Genomic DNA, 15,600 nt, shown 5'->3' with positions numbered 1-15,600 from the left:
ATCGTTTCATCAAGAATAAGACGGTGACGCCGGTTACGTCAACGCAGGCATGGAACGCCACATCCACCATCTGCTGCCTAGTGCGCTGCGCCCAGTTCGATGAGCAGGACGCCGCCGATGATGAGGCCGAGCCCGAGCATCATGACGGGTGTGATCGTCTCCTTGAAGAAGACACGGCTGGCAAGGGCGGTCAGTGCGACGCCGGCGGCGGCCCAGATGCCGTAGGCAACTCCGAGGCTCATTCCCTGATCCAGGGTCAGGGTGAGGAGCGTGAACGCCAGGAAGTACCCGACGCCGACAGGTACGTACCAGCGCCGCTTACCGGTGGATGCGACGCGCAGGAACAGGGTGGCGGTCACCTCGGTGAGGATTGCCGCCGCCAGCAACAGCCACATCATGAGCCAACCATTTCTTTCGCGGGTTCTTTTGCCGGTTCTTTGTGTGACCCGAGTTCCACGCAGAGCACGCCGGCGATGACCATGGCGACGCCGATCATCATCACCGGGGTGAGCGCTTCGCCAAAGAGGAGGGCGGCCAGCAGCACCGTGAGTGTTACTCCCAGCGCAGCCCAGATACCGTAGGCGACCCCGAGCCCCAGGCCTTTACGGAGGACTGCTGCGAGGAAAGCGAAGGAAGCGGAATAACCGAGAACAACCCCGACGAAGAACGCAGGATTATCAAGCGCCGCTTTCAAGGAGAGGGACGCCGTCACCTCACTCAGAATCGCGGCGGCGAGGAGAATCCACTTCATGTCAACAGTCCTTGAAATCGTTCAGGCTTGGTTCCCCTGATGCAACAGGGGAAGTGCTGGGGTGTTCCCCGTGCTTCCCACCCGGCGGAAACAGGTGGGAAGGCCGGGGCGGCTGGCTACGCCTGGGGGACGAGCTCCGAGCCGGCGATTGCGGAGCTGCCGAGGTCGCTCCTATTGAGGGCCTGCCCGGCGCCCAGTACATGGGTCCAGGTCTCGGTATCCGCTACTGCTGCCCAGTTCGAGTTCAGCAGCGCGAGCAGTGTCGTGTGCACGGTCTTTGCATCAGCGAAACCTGCGTCGTTGGCGAGGTTGACGGCGCCGGTGGCATCTGAAAGGACTTCGGTGGTGAAGCCAAGGAACTCTGCCTCCACGGCGGAGGCCAGCACGCAGTTGTTGGTCATGTAGCCCACCAAGGTGACCGTGTCGACGTCGTGCTTCCGCAGCCATGCGGCGAGGTCGGTACCGGCGTAAACGGAACCGTACTGCTTAACAAGCGCCTTCCATGCGCCGGTTTTGCGGCGTTCAATCTCGGGGTGCAGCTCGAATCCCGGCGTGCCGGGCGCGAAGACGGGCGCACCAGCGCCGGCAGAGTGCTGGATCACGGCAATCGGAATGCCGGCGGCGGTGGCGGCGTCAACGGCCTTCGCAATCATGGGCAGGGACTCTTGGTGCGGCGGGTACTGAATTTCGAGGGGGCCGCCAAAGTATTGCTGCTGCACGTCAATGAGGATGAGGGCGCGACGAGGGGTGCTCATGTTTGTTTTCTCCCTGGGGGTTCTCTCGGCTGCCTTCTGGCAACTGTTCCAGTCTTCCCGCTGCCAATGTGCATCAACAGTGGCACGAAGGCGCATATACGATGGATTCGGGCCAATGCGGTGGAAGGGGTCAGAATGAGGATCGCGGTCTATGCCTTCGATGGGGCAACGATGTTTCACCTTGCTGTTCCGCAGATGGTTTTTGACGAGGTGGCCCGTCAAGGCCTGGCCGAGTGGAAGACCTTTCTTTTCTCCGACCAGGAGGGCGAGGTTACAACCGCTGAGGGCTACCGGCTGGGTGAGGTGAAAGGGCCGGAGGCGGCGGAAGAGGCCGACGTCGTGGTGGTGCCTTCATGGTTCGACGACGGGCGCGTCCTCAGCGATTCGCTGCGGCACGTGCTTCAAGGGGCACACGGGCGGGCGGTGCCGATTCTAGGGCTGTGCCTTGGTGCGATTCCCCTCGCAGATGCGGGGTTGCTGGCAGGGCGCCGGGCAGTTACGCATTGGCAGGCATTTGAGTCCCTTGCCGGGCGGCACCCGGATATCGCCCTTGATCAGTCGGTGCTCTACATCGACCACGGCGACGTCCTGACCTCGGCCGGCACAGCCTCTGCATTGGACGCCTGCCTGCACCTTGTGCGTACAAAGCTTGGAGCGGAGGCGGCGAACCAGGTGGCACGCAGCCTTGTCATCGCTCCGCACAGGGAGGGTGGACAGGCGCAATATATTGAGCGTCCTGTTCCGTCCCGCTCCACCGACGATCCCATCTCCCGGCTGCTTGAATGGGCCCTGGGCCGCTTGGGTGAACCGCTGACCATTGACCTGCTTGCGGCGCAGGCGCACCTGAGCCGCCGCACATTTGTCCGCGCGTTCCGGGCCGCAACGGGAACGACGCCGGCCGCCTGGATCCGCGCTCGCCGCCTGGACGCAGCCCGGCGGTTGCTCGAGACCACTGATCTGTCGATCGACCAGATCTCTGCCGACTGCGGATTCGGCAACGCAGTCACGCTCCGGCAGAACTTTGCAGCCACCTTTTCCACGACGCCGACGGAGTACAGGCGCCGTTTTGACGCCCGGCTTGGGCCAGCGGGCTCGCCCTGATCAACAACGTTGATGAACCCCTCTGCACTCGTCCGGGGCGGCGTCCCACTTGGCCCAGGGATACCCGTCAGCGCAGAATCTCGACGAGCGCAACCCACGAGAAAATTACGGCGCCGATCAGTGCCACGATCGTGGCGAGGGCCACTACGAGCAAACCTGCAGGCATGGAGAGTAAGAGCAGCGCGGCCCCGGCAGCGTAGATGACGAGAGGGAACACAAATGACACGATGTGCTGGGTATCCCAGTTGCGTGGACGTTCAGGAGTGTCGTCCTGAAGAATCGCTCGGGCGGCGAGGGCTGCGATGACTCCTCCGGCCAGGGTTCCGACCAGGACCTCGATTCCGAACACCCACAGCGGCTGGTCCGGGATGAGTGCTGCGCAGGCAAGGACCACGCCAAGGATCAGGGCGGAAATGGCGGCCCCTGCGCGGGCGGCGAGGCCCCGTGATTCCGCGATCTGTTTGATGTTGACCGACAACGCCACGATGAGCAGCCCGCCGAGGGCCGCTCCAGCACCAGCGATAGCCACGTTGAAGTCGCCCCACGAGGCCAGTGCCGATTCCATCGGATCAGCGTAGCGACAGCTTCTTCACCAGCGGAAGGCCCATTCATGCCGCCGCCGAGCCTTCTCGTGGACCTGTACCACCCGTACAACGCCAGTGGGCGGGCAATTTGGCCCTTGCCGCCGGCACCGAACTTATTTACAGGCACCCACTCAGTCAACGAGGCCTCCGGAGAGTCCCTTCCCCAGCCACTTCCGGGTCAGAATGCCGAAGATGACGGGAGGCAGGATGCCGAGGGTGCTTGCGGCGAACATCGACCCGCCCGTCCACCAGGCCAGCCTCTTCGACCTCGGAGGGGATGTCCAGGAAGAAGCCGTGCATCATCCAGATGCCGAAGGCCAGGTTGTAGACGATGTAGACGGCGATAATTCCAGCTTACGTATCGATGAGGCCTGCGCCTGCTGCCAGGAGATAGATCGGCAGCGCGAAGACCACAGCAGGTCCCATGCGTGTGCTCATGACGAGGAAGAGGAAGCGGTCCTTGTGCTTGCCCTTCATCCCCGGCAAGCGCGTGGCCTCCCATAGGGGACAGCACGACGACGATGGCCGTGGTGATCAAGGCGATGAGAAAGCTGTTGAGCAATGCGCGGGGGAAGGTGCTGCCCAGAACGCGCTCGAAGGCGGTCCAGTCGGCAGCCTGTAGCCAATCGATGGGCATCTGGCGCCAGTCGATCTGGGGTGTGACTGCGATGCGCAGCATAACCGCGAGCGGCACAAGGCACACGAGGCTGACCAGGATTATGGCTGCGTAGTTGGGATGTCCCAGAGCTTTCGGGAGTTCCATTGCCGGGCAGGGATAGGTCCTTCTGCGGCGGACCGTGGGCTCCGGGCGGTCTCGGTGGTGGTGGTTCGCCACGAAACCGACGGCGGCGGAGAAGCTCAGGTCGAGGTACTGGAAGGCGTTGCGTCAAGCTTCTCCGCCCTCGCTCACACAGGCGCAGTTCCAGTGCAAATCGAATTTTCAGATGTGATTGCTCAAATTTATGAGCTATGCAGATGCAGTGGCACGCGTGAGAATGAAGTTATTCATCCACAGAAATGCGCCGCAGCACCAGTAGTTCAGCCGAATTTCCCAAGGAAGGGAGCGGCGACGGACGCCATCTTTTTGGTAGCGCGCCCGTCAGTGAGCGCTGCGGCGATTTGCCGGAATAGGAGATCACATGTCAAGCCAAGAGGTTGAAGTCCTCGTCGTCGGCGCGGGCCAAGCCGGCGTAGCGATGAGCGAGCATCTGAGTGAACGCGGAATATCGCATCTGGTTCTGGAGCGGGACCGTATTGCCGAGCGGTGGCGCTCGATGCGGTGGGATTCCCTCGTAGCGAATGGGCCCGCCTGGCATGACCGTTTCCCAGGCTTGGATTTCACGGGCGTGGAACCGGGTGGGTTCCCTTCCAAGGAACAGGTAGCGAATTACTTTGCCGCCTATGCAGAGAAGATTGGTGCTCCAATCCGCTGCGGCGTTGAGGTTACTTCTGTTCGGAAGAACGTCGGTGCCCCGGGCTTCCATGTGCAGACGACTGACGGCGACTTCAACGCCCGCTACGTTGTCGCTGCAACCGGCCCGTTCCAAAAGCCTGTCATCCCCGCTGTCGTTCCTGAAACTGCGCAGCTTGTGCAGATCCACTCCAGCACGTATCGAAACCCGGCCCAGCTTCCGGAGGGTGCCGTGCTCGTGGTGGGGGCAGGCTCCTCCGGCGTGCAGATCGCAGCCGAAATCCAGCGCTCGGGCCGGCAAGTTTTTCTCTCCGTCGGGCCGCATGACCGGCCGCCGCGCAGCTACCGTGGCCGGGACTTTTGTTGGTGGCTCGGTGTGCTCGGTAAGTGGGACGCCTCCACACCCCCGCAGGGCGCAGAGCATGTAACCATCGCCGTGAGCGGCGCAGACGGCGGCCACACGGTGGACTTCCGGGAGCTGGCTGAGAACGGCATAAAGCTCGTCGGACGGACCATGGCATTCGACGCCGGCACCATGCGCTTCGCCTCGGATCTCCGCGAGAACATCGCGAACGGCGACGCCCACTACCTGGAGTTGCTCGACGAGGCCGACGCCTACGTCGAACGTAATGGCCTGGATCTCCCCAAAGAGCCTGAAGCCCGCATCCTGCGGCCTGACCCGGAGACCGTCACCAACCCCGTCCTCGAGCTTGACCTGGCCGGCGCCGGAGTTACCTCGATCGTCTGGGCTACTGGCTTCGCCACCGATTACGGCTGGCTGGAGGTGGACGCCTTCGACGAGAAAGGCAAGCCCCGCCAGCAGCGCGGTGTTTCCACTGAACCGGGTATCTACTTCCTGGGATTGCCGTGGCAGTCGCGCCGCGGCTCCAGCTTCATCTGGGGCGTCTGGCACGACGCCAAGTACGTGGCTGACCAGATCGCTATCCAGCGAAGCTACCTCGCCCACAACGAGCAGGACGCCTTGGTGGCCAGCGGCGCGATTTGAGCTCATGCGCAAGGCGCAATAACAAGCGAAGGGGATCATGCCGTTGCATGGTCCCCTTCGTTGCGTCGCTCTGCCCAACGCTTGCATGAAAAGGCCCGACGGCGGCACTTGCGTAAAGTGCCGCCGTCGAGCCATATTCCTGAGACTCGTGTGGACGAGCTTTAGCCGAGCCCAGCCAGGGACCGCGCGGAAAGGGCGGCCTCCATTTCCTGCTGGCCCAGCAGGCCCCGCACCATGACTAGTTCTGCGATGCTCCGGTTCGTGGCCAGGGCCTCCTTGGCGAGTTCGGCTGCCGCAGAGTAGCCGATTATAGGAGCCAAGCCGGTGACCACACTGATGGAATCAGCCATGCGTTGCTGCAGCATCTGAATGTTCGCCGTGATGCCATCCACGCAGTGGGTCCTCAGCTGGCGGCACGCAACAGTGAGCCAGGCTATCGACTCGAGGAGGGAATCGGCGATGACCGGCTCGAAGGCGTTGAGCTGGAGTTGACCGCCCTCCACTGCCATGGTGACAGTCGCGTCTGCACCGATGACACGGAAGGCCACTTGGTTGACCATCTCGGGGATGACCGGGTTGACCTTGCCAGGCATGATGGATGATCCCGCCTGTACCGCTGGCAGGAAGATCTCACCGAAGCCCGTCTGCGGACCGGAGGAGAGCAAACGCAGGTCATTGCAGATCTTTGAGAGTTTCACGGCGGCCCTCTTCAGCACCCCGGATACGAGCATAAACACGCCTGTGTCACTGGTGGCTTCCACGAGGTTGCCCGCCGAGCTGAGCTCCAACCCTGTGACCGCGTTCAGCTCACGGATGACGGCTTCCCGGTACCGGGAAGGTGCCGTAATGCCGGTTCCGATGGCCGTCGCCCCAAGGTTTGATTCACTGAGGTGCGGCAGGAGTTCGAGCAGGCGGCTGCTGTCCTCACGCAGGGTCTCGGCAAAGGCGCCGAACTCTTGCCCCAAAGTCATGGGCACCGCGTCCTGGAGCTGGGTGCGGCCCACCTTGATGATCCCGTCGAACTCGGCTGCCTTTGCATCGAAGGCTTTGATAAGCCTGCCGTGCTCTGCGCACAGTCTAGTGATTTCCCGCTGGAGTGCGATCTTGATGGCTGTTGGGTACACGTCGTTGGTTGACTGGCTGCGGTTGACGTCGTCTATCGGGTGCAGGGCGGCGTAGTCGCCCTTCACATTACCGAGTAGTTCGAGGGCGCGGTTTGCGATGACCTCGTTCGCGTTCATGTTGGTGCTGGTCCCCGCGCCGCCCTGGATGGTGTCCACGACGAACTGCGTGTCCAGCAGCCCGTCCATGACCTCCCGTGCGGCCTTCTGAATGGCTGCGGATTTGCCGGGTTCGAGGAGGCCGAGGCCTTCATTGGCGCGGGCCGCCGCATACTTCACGGCACCCAGGGCCCACAGCAGGGAACGCAGGGTGCCGATGGTCCGTCCGCTGACGGGGAAGTTGTCTACTGCCCGCATGGTGCTGATGCCCCAATAGGCTTCCGCGGGGACATCCTTGTCCCCGAGACTGTCATGCTCCCGCCGCACAGATGCGACGGGAGCCGAAGGTTGATCTGTCATGGTCCTGTTTCTGGTTTGGGGAACAGCCTGGCTACTCTGCCAGGTAGTCCAAGGCGGTGAGGGCCAGGGCGGCTGCGCCGTCGTAAATGGCACGGTTTGCTGCTTCGCCGATGCAGTGGGCGGCGAACTCGGGCTGGTGGTTGGCGGCGGGGAAGCAGCCGAGCCCGATGTAGGGGTGGATGGCCGGAACCACCTGGGACACATTGCCCATGTCTGTTGATGCCCGGTTCATGGTGGCCTGTTCCGGTGGTGCGTTAAAGTCGCGGCCGAGGGACTCGGCATTCAGGACATACAGTTCCAAAGCCCGCAAGTCAGTACGGAACTCCGAATAGGGTTCCGACTCCGGTGTGATGGACAGTTCCGAGCCCGAAGCCAGGGCCCCGGCTTCGAAGCACCGCTGGACACGCTCTTCCAGCTTTTCCAGCTGTGCAAGTGATTCGGCGCGGACGTACCAGCGGCCCTCGGTCTTTTCGGGTATGGCATTGGGCGCTTCACCGCCGCGCGTTTGGATGCCGTGGATGCGGGTTCCTGCAGGCAACTGCTGCCGGAGCAAACCCAGTGCCACCTGGGCAATGATGAAAGCATCGTTTGCATTGACGCCTTGATCCGGATACGCAGCAGCATGGGCTGATTTGCCCCGGTATTCCACGTGGCTGTGGGCCACGGCGTACGGGCGTGCTTCAGCGGAATCCACCGGGCTGGGGTGTGCCATCATGGCCAGGTCCAGACCCAGGAACGCCCCCTTTTTGAGCAGTTCGATCTTCCCTCCGCCGCCTTCCTCCGCCGGGGTTCCGTAGACCTCGACAGTCAGGTCATGCTCGGCCGTGAACTCTGCCAGCGCCAGGGCCGCGCCGCAGGCGATAGCGGTGATGATGTTGTGGCCGCACGCGTGGCCCAGGCCAGGAAGGGCGTCATACTCTGCCATGAGGCCGATACGGCGGGTGCCCTTTCCAAGGACTGCCCGGATGGCCGTGGGGAACCCCAGGTACTCCCGTTCAACCTCGAAACCACGCCGTTCAAGGTACTCGGCCGTCCAGGCGGCGGCGCGGTGTTCCTGCCAGCCGAGCTCTGGGTTGGCGTGGAGTGTCTCGGACAGTTGGACCAGGTCTTGGTGTTCGGCGGCAACGGTGCCGAGCACCTTGGCACGCCGACGGGCCGGACTCACCATGCCTGGCTGCTCAACGTGCATCGCCGGGTACCCCGTATCCCACCGAAGCTGCGGGATCGAGCCCGCGGATGACATAGTCCTGGCGCTGCGGCAGCCAGACTTCCAGCAGTTGCCCGAGCTCCGCGATCGGGTCTTCATGCCAGTCCACGCGCAGGTCAGTGTCGCGCCACCCGTGACCGGAAACCACCGAGATGCCGGCGGAGCGGACAGGGCCGGCCTCGCCGCCAGCGGCCTCCGCTGCGCGGAGGGCGGCCAGGAGCCGGACTTCGAGCTCTCCTGCCGTTGCTTCAAAGCCGTCACACAGTGCCTGGGCGACAGCGGGATCAGCGAGCATATTGCCTGCGGCTACGCTGTTTGCGCTGCGGCCCTCGCCGGAAATGCCCAGTGTGTGCGCACCACTGAAAACAGCGGAACTCCGCTCTGCATCCAGCACCACCAACTGCCGGTAATCCACCGCTGGTGATTCATGGACGACGGCGGCGATGGCTTCTTGGGCGGAATAGCCGGCTTGCAGGCGGTCAAGGAGCGCGGCACCCAGCCGGGGGTCGGTGATGTTTTGGGAACTGACGGCACCGATTCCGTCACGCAGGTGCACACACCGTGCGGCAACGGCCGGGGAGGAAGATGAAACAGCGATGCCGAATCGTCCTTGCCCGTCCGTGGCGGCGATACTGAAGGTCACTGCTGTCCCTCCGTTGAGAGCACGGCGGTGGCGTCTATTTCCACAAGCCACTCCGGACGCGCGAGAGCCTGGACAACGATTCCGGTGGATACGGGGAACACGCCCTTGAGCCACTGGCCCATGGTGCGGTAGACGGTTTCACGGTAGCGCGGATCGACGAGATAGACCGTCACCTTGACGATGTCCTCGAGGCTGCCCCCGGCTTCCTTAAGCAGCATGTCGATGTTGGCCATGGCCTTCTCCGTCTGGGCTTCCACATCGCCGATACCCACCGATTCCCGCGTTTCCAGGTCCTGCCCGATCTGGCCGCGCAGGTAGACCACGCCGTTGGCAACCACGGCCTGGCAGAGATCGTTGTCCAGGTTTTGCTCTGGATAGGTGTCCTTTGTATTGAACGTGCGGATGCGCTGGTGCTTCACTTGGCTGCTGCCTTTCGATTCGTGGTTCAAGCTGTTGCTCGTATCCTTCAGCTTCCGGGCCTCCCTTGAATCTGTCCAACAGTTCTTTCAGAACGATTGCATCGGCGAATCTGATGAAGGTGTAGTCTCTTTGGCATGGATGTGACACTGACCCAGTTGCGCTACTTCGTGGAAGCGGCAGCACAGCTGTCAATGACGGGGGCAGCGGCCCGCCTGAATGTGGCGCAGTCCGCCGTGTCGGCAGCCATTGCGCAACTTGAGCGCCATGTGGGCACCCAATTCTTCATCCGGCAGCGGTCCAAGGGGCTGGTGCTGACGCCGGCCGGGGAACTGTTCGTCCGCGATGCGCAGGCCATCCTGGCGCAGGTGGAAGAGAGCATCGATCACGCCCGCGGCGAGCACCAGAGTGTCTCAGGGCGCATTCGCATTGCGTGCTTCAGTACGCTGGCTCCCTTCCTGCTTCCCGGCGTCCTGACCAAATTGCGCGAGGACCACCCTGCCCTCGAAACCGAAGTGCTTGAAACTGACACCTCAGGCTGCATCGCTGCTCTGCTGAGCGGCCAGGCGGACCTGGCCCTCTGCTATGACCTGGACCTGCCGGACGTGATCGCGCGCTCCGTCGTGGACACTGTCCGGCCATACGTGGCACTACCGCCCGGGCACAAGCTCGCCGGGTCGAAAAAAGTGTCCCTATCCGCGCTCAAGGATGAGTCCTTTGTGCTGCTGGACCTGCCGCATACAAGGGACCTGATGCTCTCCATCGCCCGGCTGGGCGGCCAGGAACCCGATGTGAGGTTCCGCTCGGGAAGCTATGAAACGGTGCGGACGTTCGTGGCGCGGGGACTGGGGTATTCGATTCTTCACCAACGCCCCCAGCACCAGTTCACCTACGACGGCGGCAAGCTCGCCGCCGTCGAAATCCGCGATGACGTGCCGGAGCTGAAGACGGTTCTTGCCCACCTGAAGTCCCACCGTCCCACGGCCCGGGTGCGTGCCGTGGCCCAAGCAGTGCGGCAGCAGGTCGTAGCCGCCCGGGCAGCACGTGGCTAGGCCCCAGTAGCCCGGACGCTGTCTGAGTATGAAAGAAAGCAGAAGCAGGACTACGGGCGTTTTTCCGTCGCGAGCCTTGCCAGTGCGCGCTCCACGAGGTGGCGCTGCCGTGAACCGGTGACCGCGTCCGGGTCCAGCATGGCCGTGACGTGCAGGCCCATCATGATGTTCAGGAGTTCGTCGGCGACTGCGTCCGGGTCCGTCAACGGATCGCATTCGCCGTCGTACTCCGCTTGCGCGAGGAAGCCCATCATCAGGCCGCGCCAGTGCAGCAGGGCATCGCGGCCCACGGCACGGAGCGCATCCTCCGTCTGCGCCCGCTGCCAGAAGGAGACCGCCACACGGGCTTCAACCATGGTGAGGGGATCGGCGGGGATGATTTCCAGGCACAGGCTGCGCAGTGCCGAAAGGCCGCGCCGGCCAGCCGTGCCCGCCGCAATACGTTCGTTGGTGCGCTCGCAGATCAGCTCGTAGGAGGCCAGCAGCAAGGCGTCCTTGTTGGGGAAATAGTGCGCCAGAACCCCGGGGGCCGCGTAGCCGCATTCCCGTGCGATATCGCGCATGCTGGCATTCTCGATCCCCTCTCCGGCGATCAGCCGCCACGTCGTCTCGATGATCGAACGGCGCCGTTCCTGGTGGTCTACCAAGCGGGGCATGCGGCTCCTTCGGTTGCGGACGGTTGGTGGCTCGGACCGCACCCTACCACCGCGGGGACGCGGCTGTGCGCCCCCGCGGCAGGGAAGGGTTAGTGTCCGCAGATGCCCGTCCCGCGGCCTGCCGTCCCGGGGTGGGCGGTACCCGCCGTTTGGCTTTCGGAAGCACAGTGACCGCTGGCGGATGACGGCACGTTCAACGTGGGGTTTTCGTCGAAGAAGCCATGTGGCTTCAGGGTGAAGCCGGTTGTGTCCACGGGCATGATGGGCCAGTCTTCGGGGCGGGGGAAGTGGGTCAGGCCGAATGAGTGCCAGACCACGAGGTCCTGGCCGTCGATGTCGCGGTCCTGTGCCACATACGCGGGGAGCCCGGCGCCGCCCGGGTGCTGGTTGACGAAGTCGCCGGCGGCGTAGAGCTCATCCTCGGCGTGCCGTGTGACCCAGAGGTGGTGCCGTGCGAAGGCCGCCCGGGAGGCGATCGAGGAGTCATCCGCCATGGCAAGGGTCGGGTTGCCCTCCGGGTAGAGCGTGTAGCCCACCGGGTGGCCCAGGCGGTTCAGGGAATCCGGGTTGCTGATGTGCCAGGCGCGGCCCTTGGCTCCGTCGGCGTCCCGGACTGCATCGGACTCGCGGGCCAGCAGGGTGCGCTTCTGCGTGAAGGCGTTGCCGTGCGGGTTTCCGGGTCCCTTCGGGAGGCGCACGAGGTCCAATTCCTCTACGCGGTTCGTGTCGCCGTCGATCATCATATCCAGCCGGGCGCTGAAGAGGTGCTGGTGGTACGGCGCGCCAAGGCCGGGAGCAATCTCCGAGGCGTAGGGGTACGCCCTGTCCGGGAGCGCTGCCGTAAACACGATGCCGGTGGCCTTCGCTTCGAACTCGATGGTGCCGTCCAGGTAGAGGTACCAGTAGAAGCCGTAGTCGTAGTTGCCCACGGTGGTGAAGAAGGAAACCACCAGGCGGCGGTTGCGGCGGACCTCATTGGAGCCGGCCCACTCATCGGTGTGCTTCCAAAGGATTCCTGCGTCTTCCTCGTGGATGCAGATGGCGTTCTCAATGGTGCGCGGGTTTCCGAAGTCATCGGCAACCACGGGGGACATGTACGTAATGTCACCCAGGCAGTCGCAGCCCAGCCTCAGCGAGTTCGCGTCCCGGCCCACAAGGTACTCGCCGGAATCGAAGTAGTTCTGCCAGCTCCGGTAGGGGGAGGGGTCGCCGTAGGGGACCACCATTTCGGAGATGGACGCACGGTGGACAACCGGCCGCCTGCGACCCTTGAGCGTGTGGTGCAGCTGGTGGAGGACGAGTCCTTCCCGTGCATCGAAGCCCACGCGCAGGTCCCAGCCAGCCCAGGAAAGGTGGTTGCCGTCGAGGGTGAAGCTGGGGCCTTCAGGCTGGGTGATCTCAATGGGTTTTAGGTCCGCGCGGAGCTCGCCACGAACGGCTGGGTCCGTGTAGTTGCCGTTGACGTCCGGAACGGGAACCGGGCCGTCGTCGATCAGGTGGTCCACCCGGTGGTTTTCCACGTCAACGAAAGCGACCAGGCCGTCGATTGGGTGTGCCCACGGGTGGTCCGCAGCGTTGTCCTGGCGGAAGCCGAGGCCACGCAGAAGCCGCTTCCCCTCCTCATTTTCGTACTCGAACACGCCTGCGGAAAGCGGGGCGACGCGCACCTGCTCCGGGACCAACCCACGGCTTGACAGTGCTGCCTTCCACTGGGGGTCGGCGGCCAGGATGTCCTCGATGATCCCAAACTCCTCCAGGAGGACCGGCAGTTGGCCGTCGACGGCGGGGTCCAATTCGCGCTGATCGGTTACCAGCCCTGCGGCCAGGGAAAGGCGAACGTCGAGGGAGCGCGACAGTGCGGCGTCCCACAGCATGGCACGGACTTGGCGGTCGGCTTGAGCAGCATCCGCCTGGAATGCCGATTTCGGCGGTTCGACCAGTCCGAGGTAGGCGAAGCGGGTGGTGTCAGAGACGAGTCCCGCCTCGGCGAGGATTCGGTGGGCTTCATGGATTTCGACGGCGGTGAGCTGTGCGAGGGGATGCTGCATGTGCGGGGCCTGCGTCTTTGGGGCCTGCGCCTGCGGGGCCCGCGTCTTCGGGGCCGGAGGAGTCGTCTGAAGGGTCATGGCACTTCCTGAAGTCGAATTTTGGTGGTACAACTGTTCAACCAACGCTTTGATGTTACCCACTTCACAGGCCGGGCGTAAAGTCCTCAACTTCGGGGACGCCGGGCAGCCAGGAGAACTATGGACCAGCAAGTCGCCCTGCGGCCGGAGCGCCTCCAGCGTGCGCTCATTCCTGCCGGCCTCGTTGGTGCGGCTGCGGCAGTCAGCGCAACCGCGCATCTGGTGGCCGCCGCCAGCGGGCCCTCCGGTGCGATGGCGTGGTGGATGGCAGCCATGGGAATTGCTTGCCTGGCGTGCACCACTCCCATGCGGGCCGGACGGATCTGCTCAGGACGGGCCGCGGGCCATCTCCTGGCGATGAGTGCCGCCATGGTCCTCATCCATCTGGTCCTGCTTGTGGCACCCGGAGCCGGGAGCCATCACGGGGCGGCCGCAGAGGTTGCCCACAACGGCAGGATCCCCTATGAATCCGCAGGCCACGACGGCGCAATGCCCGCCCTGATCGGAGTCGAACTGCTGTGCCTGCTGGCTGCCTCGACCGCCCTCCGCCTTACCCGCCGCGGCGAGGGCCGAAGCCTGAGGCCACCTGGCCCAGTCCAACCGCCCTCAACCGTCGGCGCCGCAGACCCTGCCGCCGTCGTGCATTAACCACCACGCACTGAACCAGTGAAACTAAAACCAGGAGCCACTATGAACACCACCTCCACCCTGACTTCCTTCGACTGGCAGGCGCGCGCAGACGCGTTGACGATCGACGGCCGGTCGTTTATCGGCGGCCGCCGCGCCAGCGCGGGCGGGCAAAGGGTGCGTCCCACCTGGAGTCCTGTTGACGGACGCGTCCTGGCTGAACTGGCCGCTTGCAGTCCTGACGACGCGGATGCTGCCGTAGCAGCTGCCCGGCGGGCCTTTCCTTCGTGGTCCCGCCTGGGAGCGGAAAAGCGCAAGGGCCTGCTGCTGGCACTGGCGGCACTGCTGGAGCAAAATGCCGACGAGTTGGCACTGCTCGAAACCCTGGACAGCGGCAAACCGATCCTGCAGACCACCACAGTGGATGTCCCCGGGGCCATCTCCACCCTGCGCTGGTACGCGGAAGCGGCGGATAAGCAGAGTGGGGAAATGCCCGCCGTCCAGCCCGGTGCGACGGCCTTGGTGACCCGTGAACCCCTGGGAGTGGTCGCCGCCATCGTGCCGTGGAATTTTCCGCTTGAGATCGCGGTGTGGAAGCTTGCCCCGGCGCTCGCCGCCGGAAACACGGTGGTCCTCAAGCCCGCCGAGCAAACGTCACTCAGCGTCCTGCGGCTCGCCGAGTTGGCCGCCGAGGCCGGCCTTCCCGATGGCGTGCTGAATATTGTGACGGGGACCGGCCGCGAGGTGGGCGCCGCGCTGGCACACCATATGGACGTCGATGCCTTGGCGTTTACAGGTTCCACTGCCGTGTCGCGGACCCTGCTGGAGGCGTCCGGCCGCAGCAATCTGAAGCGGCTGAGCCTCGAAGCCGGCGGGAAGAGTTCCAACATTGTTTTCGCCGATACCGCCGATCTCGCCACAGCGGCTGCCAAGGCGGCCTTCGGAGCCTTCTACAACCAGGGCCAGGTGTGCTCAGCGAATTCCCGCATCCTGGTGCAGCGGGAGATCCATGACGAGTTTGCTGCGCTGCTTGTCGCTGCTGCGGCGGGCTATCTGCCTGCTGATCCTCTCGCAGGGTTAGGGGGCAACGGTGCCCTCATCAGCAGCGCGCACACGGACGACGTTGAGGGTTGGATCAAGCGCGGGCGGGCCGAAGGTGAGGTGCTTTTCGGCGGTGAGCGGCGTGAAATCCGCGGCTCCGACGCGTATCTGGAACCGACGCTGCTGGGTGGGCTGGGGGCGGAGCACGACGTTCACCGGGAGGAGATCTTTGGGCCCGTTGCCGTGCTGCATGCCTTCGACAAAGAGGACGAGGCGGTGCGGCTGGCTAATGCCACGGACTACGGATTGGCGGCCTCCGTGTGGACCTCGGACCTGTCCCGGGCGCACCGTGTGGCAGGGGATTTGGTTGCTGGAACTGTATCTGTGAACACGGTGGATGCCTTGGGCAACACCACGCCCTTCGGCGGCTTCAAGCAGTCCGGTTTTGGCCGGGATCTGTCCTTGCATGCCTTTGATAACTACACGGCGACGAAGACCACCTGGATCCAGTTCGGCTGACCAGCTCGATCGGAAAAAGCGATAACCTCCATCTGCATTCGGTGCTTTACGTGATCCACTTCACGCCCATACGCTGATCTCCACAGCGGACCGGACCCGAGCATCAAGCACTGCAAGCGAGCCG

16 protein-coding genes are annotated in these 15,600 nt (G+C 64.1%); 5 read left to right on the top strand and 11 right to left on the bottom strand.

The features are described from left to right. Positions 1–77: 77 nt before the first annotated feature. The 3 genes from CXQ88_RS07020 to CXQ88_RS07010 form a co-directional block, all read right to left on the bottom strand. The gene (locus CXQ88_RS07020) at positions 78–398 is read right to left on the bottom strand and encodes a DMT family transporter (protein WP_104043455.1); all 321 of its coding nucleotides are present in this window, start codon (positions 396–398) and stop codon (positions 78–80) included. Further along, positions 395–751: a DMT family transporter gene (locus tag CXQ88_RS07015; RefSeq protein WP_104043454.1), complete on the bottom strand. Its 357-nt coding sequence runs from the start codon at positions 749–751 to the stop codon at positions 395–397. Before CXQ88_RS07015 ends, CXQ88_RS07020 begins: the two co-directional genes overlap by 4 nt. A 116-nt stretch (positions 752–867) precedes the next feature. Further along, positions 868–1,506: an isochorismatase family protein gene (locus CXQ88_RS07010; protein ID WP_104043453.1), complete on the bottom strand. Its 639-nt coding sequence runs from the start codon at positions 1,504–1,506 to the stop codon at positions 868–870. A gap of 135 nt (positions 1,507–1,641) precedes the next feature. Between CXQ88_RS07010 and CXQ88_RS07005 the strand changes: the two genes are divergently transcribed. Continuing rightward, positions 1,642–2,607 carry a GlxA family transcriptional regulator gene (locus CXQ88_RS07005; RefSeq protein ID WP_104043452.1) on the top strand — a complete coding sequence of 322 codons (966 nt, stop codon included), beginning with the start codon at positions 1,642–1,644 and terminating at the stop codon, positions 2,605–2,607. A gap of 67 nt (positions 2,608–2,674) precedes the next feature. Here the strand turns inward: CXQ88_RS07005 and CXQ88_RS07000 are convergent, their stop codons facing one another. Continuing rightward, the gene (locus CXQ88_RS07000) at positions 2,675–3,172 is read right to left on the bottom strand and encodes a hypothetical protein (RefSeq protein WP_104043451.1); all 498 of its coding nucleotides are present in this window, start codon (positions 3,170–3,172) and stop codon (positions 2,675–2,677) included. Positions 3,173–3,545: 373 nt separating this feature from the next. Continuing rightward, positions 3,546–3,677, bottom strand: coding sequence for a hypothetical protein (locus CXQ88_RS22245; protein ID WP_258061713.1), 132 nt, complete (start codon positions 3,675–3,677; stop codon positions 3,546–3,548). Positions 3,678–4,330: 653 nt separating this feature from the next. Here CXQ88_RS22245 and CXQ88_RS06990 point away from each other — a divergent pair. After that, positions 4,331–5,608: a flavin-containing monooxygenase gene (locus CXQ88_RS06990; RefSeq protein WP_104043449.1), complete on the top strand. Its 1,278-nt coding sequence runs from the start codon at positions 4,331–4,333 to the stop codon at positions 5,606–5,608. A 161-nt stretch (positions 5,609–5,769) separates the two neighbouring features. Here the strand turns inward: CXQ88_RS06990 and CXQ88_RS06985 are convergent, their stop codons facing one another. The 4 genes from CXQ88_RS06985 to CXQ88_RS06970 are packed head-to-tail and all read right to left on the bottom strand — an operon-like array spanning position 5,770 to position 9,457. Further along, positions 5,770–7,188 carry an aspartate ammonia-lyase gene (locus tag CXQ88_RS06985; RefSeq protein ID WP_104043448.1) on the bottom strand — a complete coding sequence of 473 codons (1,419 nt, stop codon included), beginning with the start codon at positions 7,186–7,188 and terminating at the stop codon, positions 5,770–5,772. 31 nt (positions 7,189–7,219) lie between these two features. Beyond that, positions 7,220–8,356, bottom strand: coding sequence for a M20 family metallopeptidase (locus tag CXQ88_RS06980; RefSeq protein WP_258061712.1), 1,137 nt, complete (start codon positions 8,354–8,356; stop codon positions 7,220–7,222). A 10-nt stretch (positions 8,357–8,366) separates the two neighbouring features. Then, positions 8,367–9,038, bottom strand: coding sequence for a DUF1028 domain-containing protein (locus tag CXQ88_RS06975; RefSeq protein WP_104043446.1), 672 nt, complete (start codon positions 9,036–9,038; stop codon positions 8,367–8,369). Continuing rightward, entirely contained in the window at positions 9,035–9,457 is a 423-nt protein-coding gene (locus tag CXQ88_RS06970; protein WP_104043668.1) for a RidA family protein, read from the bottom strand. Before CXQ88_RS06970 ends, CXQ88_RS06975 begins: the two co-directional genes overlap by 4 nt. A 135-nt stretch (positions 9,458–9,592) precedes the next feature. Here CXQ88_RS06970 and CXQ88_RS06965 point away from each other — a divergent pair, with 135 nt between their 5' ends. After that, positions 9,593–10,507: a LysR substrate-binding domain-containing protein gene (locus tag CXQ88_RS06965; RefSeq protein ID WP_104043445.1), complete on the top strand. Its 915-nt coding sequence runs from the start codon at positions 9,593–9,595 to the stop codon at positions 10,505–10,507. 50 nt (positions 10,508–10,557) lie between these two features. On the opposite strand, the gene CXQ88_RS06960 is transcribed toward CXQ88_RS06965, so the two are convergent. Together CXQ88_RS06960 and CXQ88_RS06955 are read right to left on the bottom strand one after the other, a co-directional pair. Beyond that, positions 10,558–11,163: a TetR/AcrR family transcriptional regulator gene (locus tag CXQ88_RS06960; protein ID WP_104043444.1), complete on the bottom strand. Its 606-nt coding sequence runs from the start codon at positions 11,161–11,163 to the stop codon at positions 10,558–10,560. A gap of 89 nt (positions 11,164–11,252) precedes the next feature. Next, positions 11,253–13,289 (bottom strand): primary-amine oxidase, encoded by a 2,037-nt coding sequence (locus CXQ88_RS06955; RefSeq protein WP_258061711.1) that lies wholly within the window; start codon positions 13,287–13,289, stop codon positions 11,253–11,255. 120 nt (positions 13,290–13,409) lie between these two features. Here CXQ88_RS06955 and CXQ88_RS06950 point away from each other — a divergent pair, with 120 nt between their 5' ends. Together CXQ88_RS06950 and CXQ88_RS06945 are read left to right on the top strand one after the other, a co-directional pair. Further along, positions 13,410–13,937, top strand: coding sequence for a hypothetical protein (locus CXQ88_RS06950; protein WP_104043443.1), 528 nt, complete (start codon positions 13,410–13,412; stop codon positions 13,935–13,937). Between the two features lie 42 nt (positions 13,938–13,979). After that, positions 13,980–15,476 (top strand): aldehyde dehydrogenase family protein, encoded by a 1,497-nt coding sequence (locus CXQ88_RS06945; protein ID WP_104043442.1) that lies wholly within the window; start codon positions 13,980–13,982, stop codon positions 15,474–15,476. The last annotated feature ends 124 nt before the right edge of the window (positions 15,477–15,600 follow it).

It is taken from the genome of Arthrobacter sp. ZGTC412, from assembly GCF_002929215.1.
In the GTDB taxonomy this organism is placed as follows: Bacteria; Actinomycetota; Actinomycetes; order Actinomycetales; family Micrococcaceae; genus Arthrobacter.
The sequence above is the reverse complement of the archived record's forward strand: the minus strand, read 5'-3'. Positions and strand labels throughout refer to the sequence as shown.

Bases quoted from the DNA above. Each gene is read 5' to 3' on its own strand.
- CXQ88_RS07010 (WP_104043453.1), bottom strand. From the start codon at position 1,506: ATGAGCACCCCTCGTCGCGCCCTCATCCTCATTGACGTGCAGCAGCAA.
- CXQ88_RS07020 (WP_104043455.1), bottom strand. From the start codon at position 398: ATGATGTGGCTGTTGCTGGCGGCGGCAATCCTCACCGAGGTGACCGCC.
- CXQ88_RS06945 (WP_104043442.1), top strand. From the start codon at position 13,980: ATGAACACCACCTCCACCCTGACTTCCTTCGACTGGCAGGCGCGCGCA.
- CXQ88_RS06965 (WP_104043445.1), top strand. From the start codon at position 9,593: ATGGATGTGACACTGACCCAGTTGCGCTACTTCGTGGAAGCGGCAGCA.
- CXQ88_RS07015 (WP_104043454.1), bottom strand. From the start codon at position 751: ATGAAGTGGATTCTCCTCGCCGCCGCGATTCTGAGTGAGGTGACGGCG.
- CXQ88_RS06960 (WP_104043444.1), bottom strand. From the start codon at position 11,163: ATGCCCCGCTTGGTAGACCACCAGGAACGGCGCCGTTCGATCATCGAG.
- CXQ88_RS07005 (WP_104043452.1), top strand. From the start codon at position 1,642: ATGAGGATCGCGGTCTATGCCTTCGATGGGGCAACGATGTTTCACCTT.
- CXQ88_RS06955 (WP_258061711.1), bottom strand. From the start codon at position 13,289: ATGACCCTTCAGACGACTCCTCCGGCCCCGAAGACGCGGGCCCCGCAG.
- CXQ88_RS06990 (WP_104043449.1), top strand. From the start codon at position 4,331: ATGTCAAGCCAAGAGGTTGAAGTCCTCGTCGTCGGCGCGGGCCAAGCC.
- CXQ88_RS07000 (WP_104043451.1), bottom strand. From the start codon at position 3,172: ATGGAATCGGCACTGGCCTCGTGGGGCGACTTCAACGTGGCTATCGCT.
- CXQ88_RS06985 (WP_104043448.1), bottom strand. From the start codon at position 7,188: ATGACAGATCAACCTTCGGCTCCCGTCGCATCTGTGCGGCGGGAGCAT.
- CXQ88_RS06950 (WP_104043443.1), top strand. From the start codon at position 13,410: ATGGACCAGCAAGTCGCCCTGCGGCCGGAGCGCCTCCAGCGTGCGCTC.
- CXQ88_RS06980 (WP_258061712.1), bottom strand. From the start codon at position 8,356: ATGGTGAGTCCGGCCCGTCGGCGTGCCAAGGTGCTCGGCACCGTTGCC.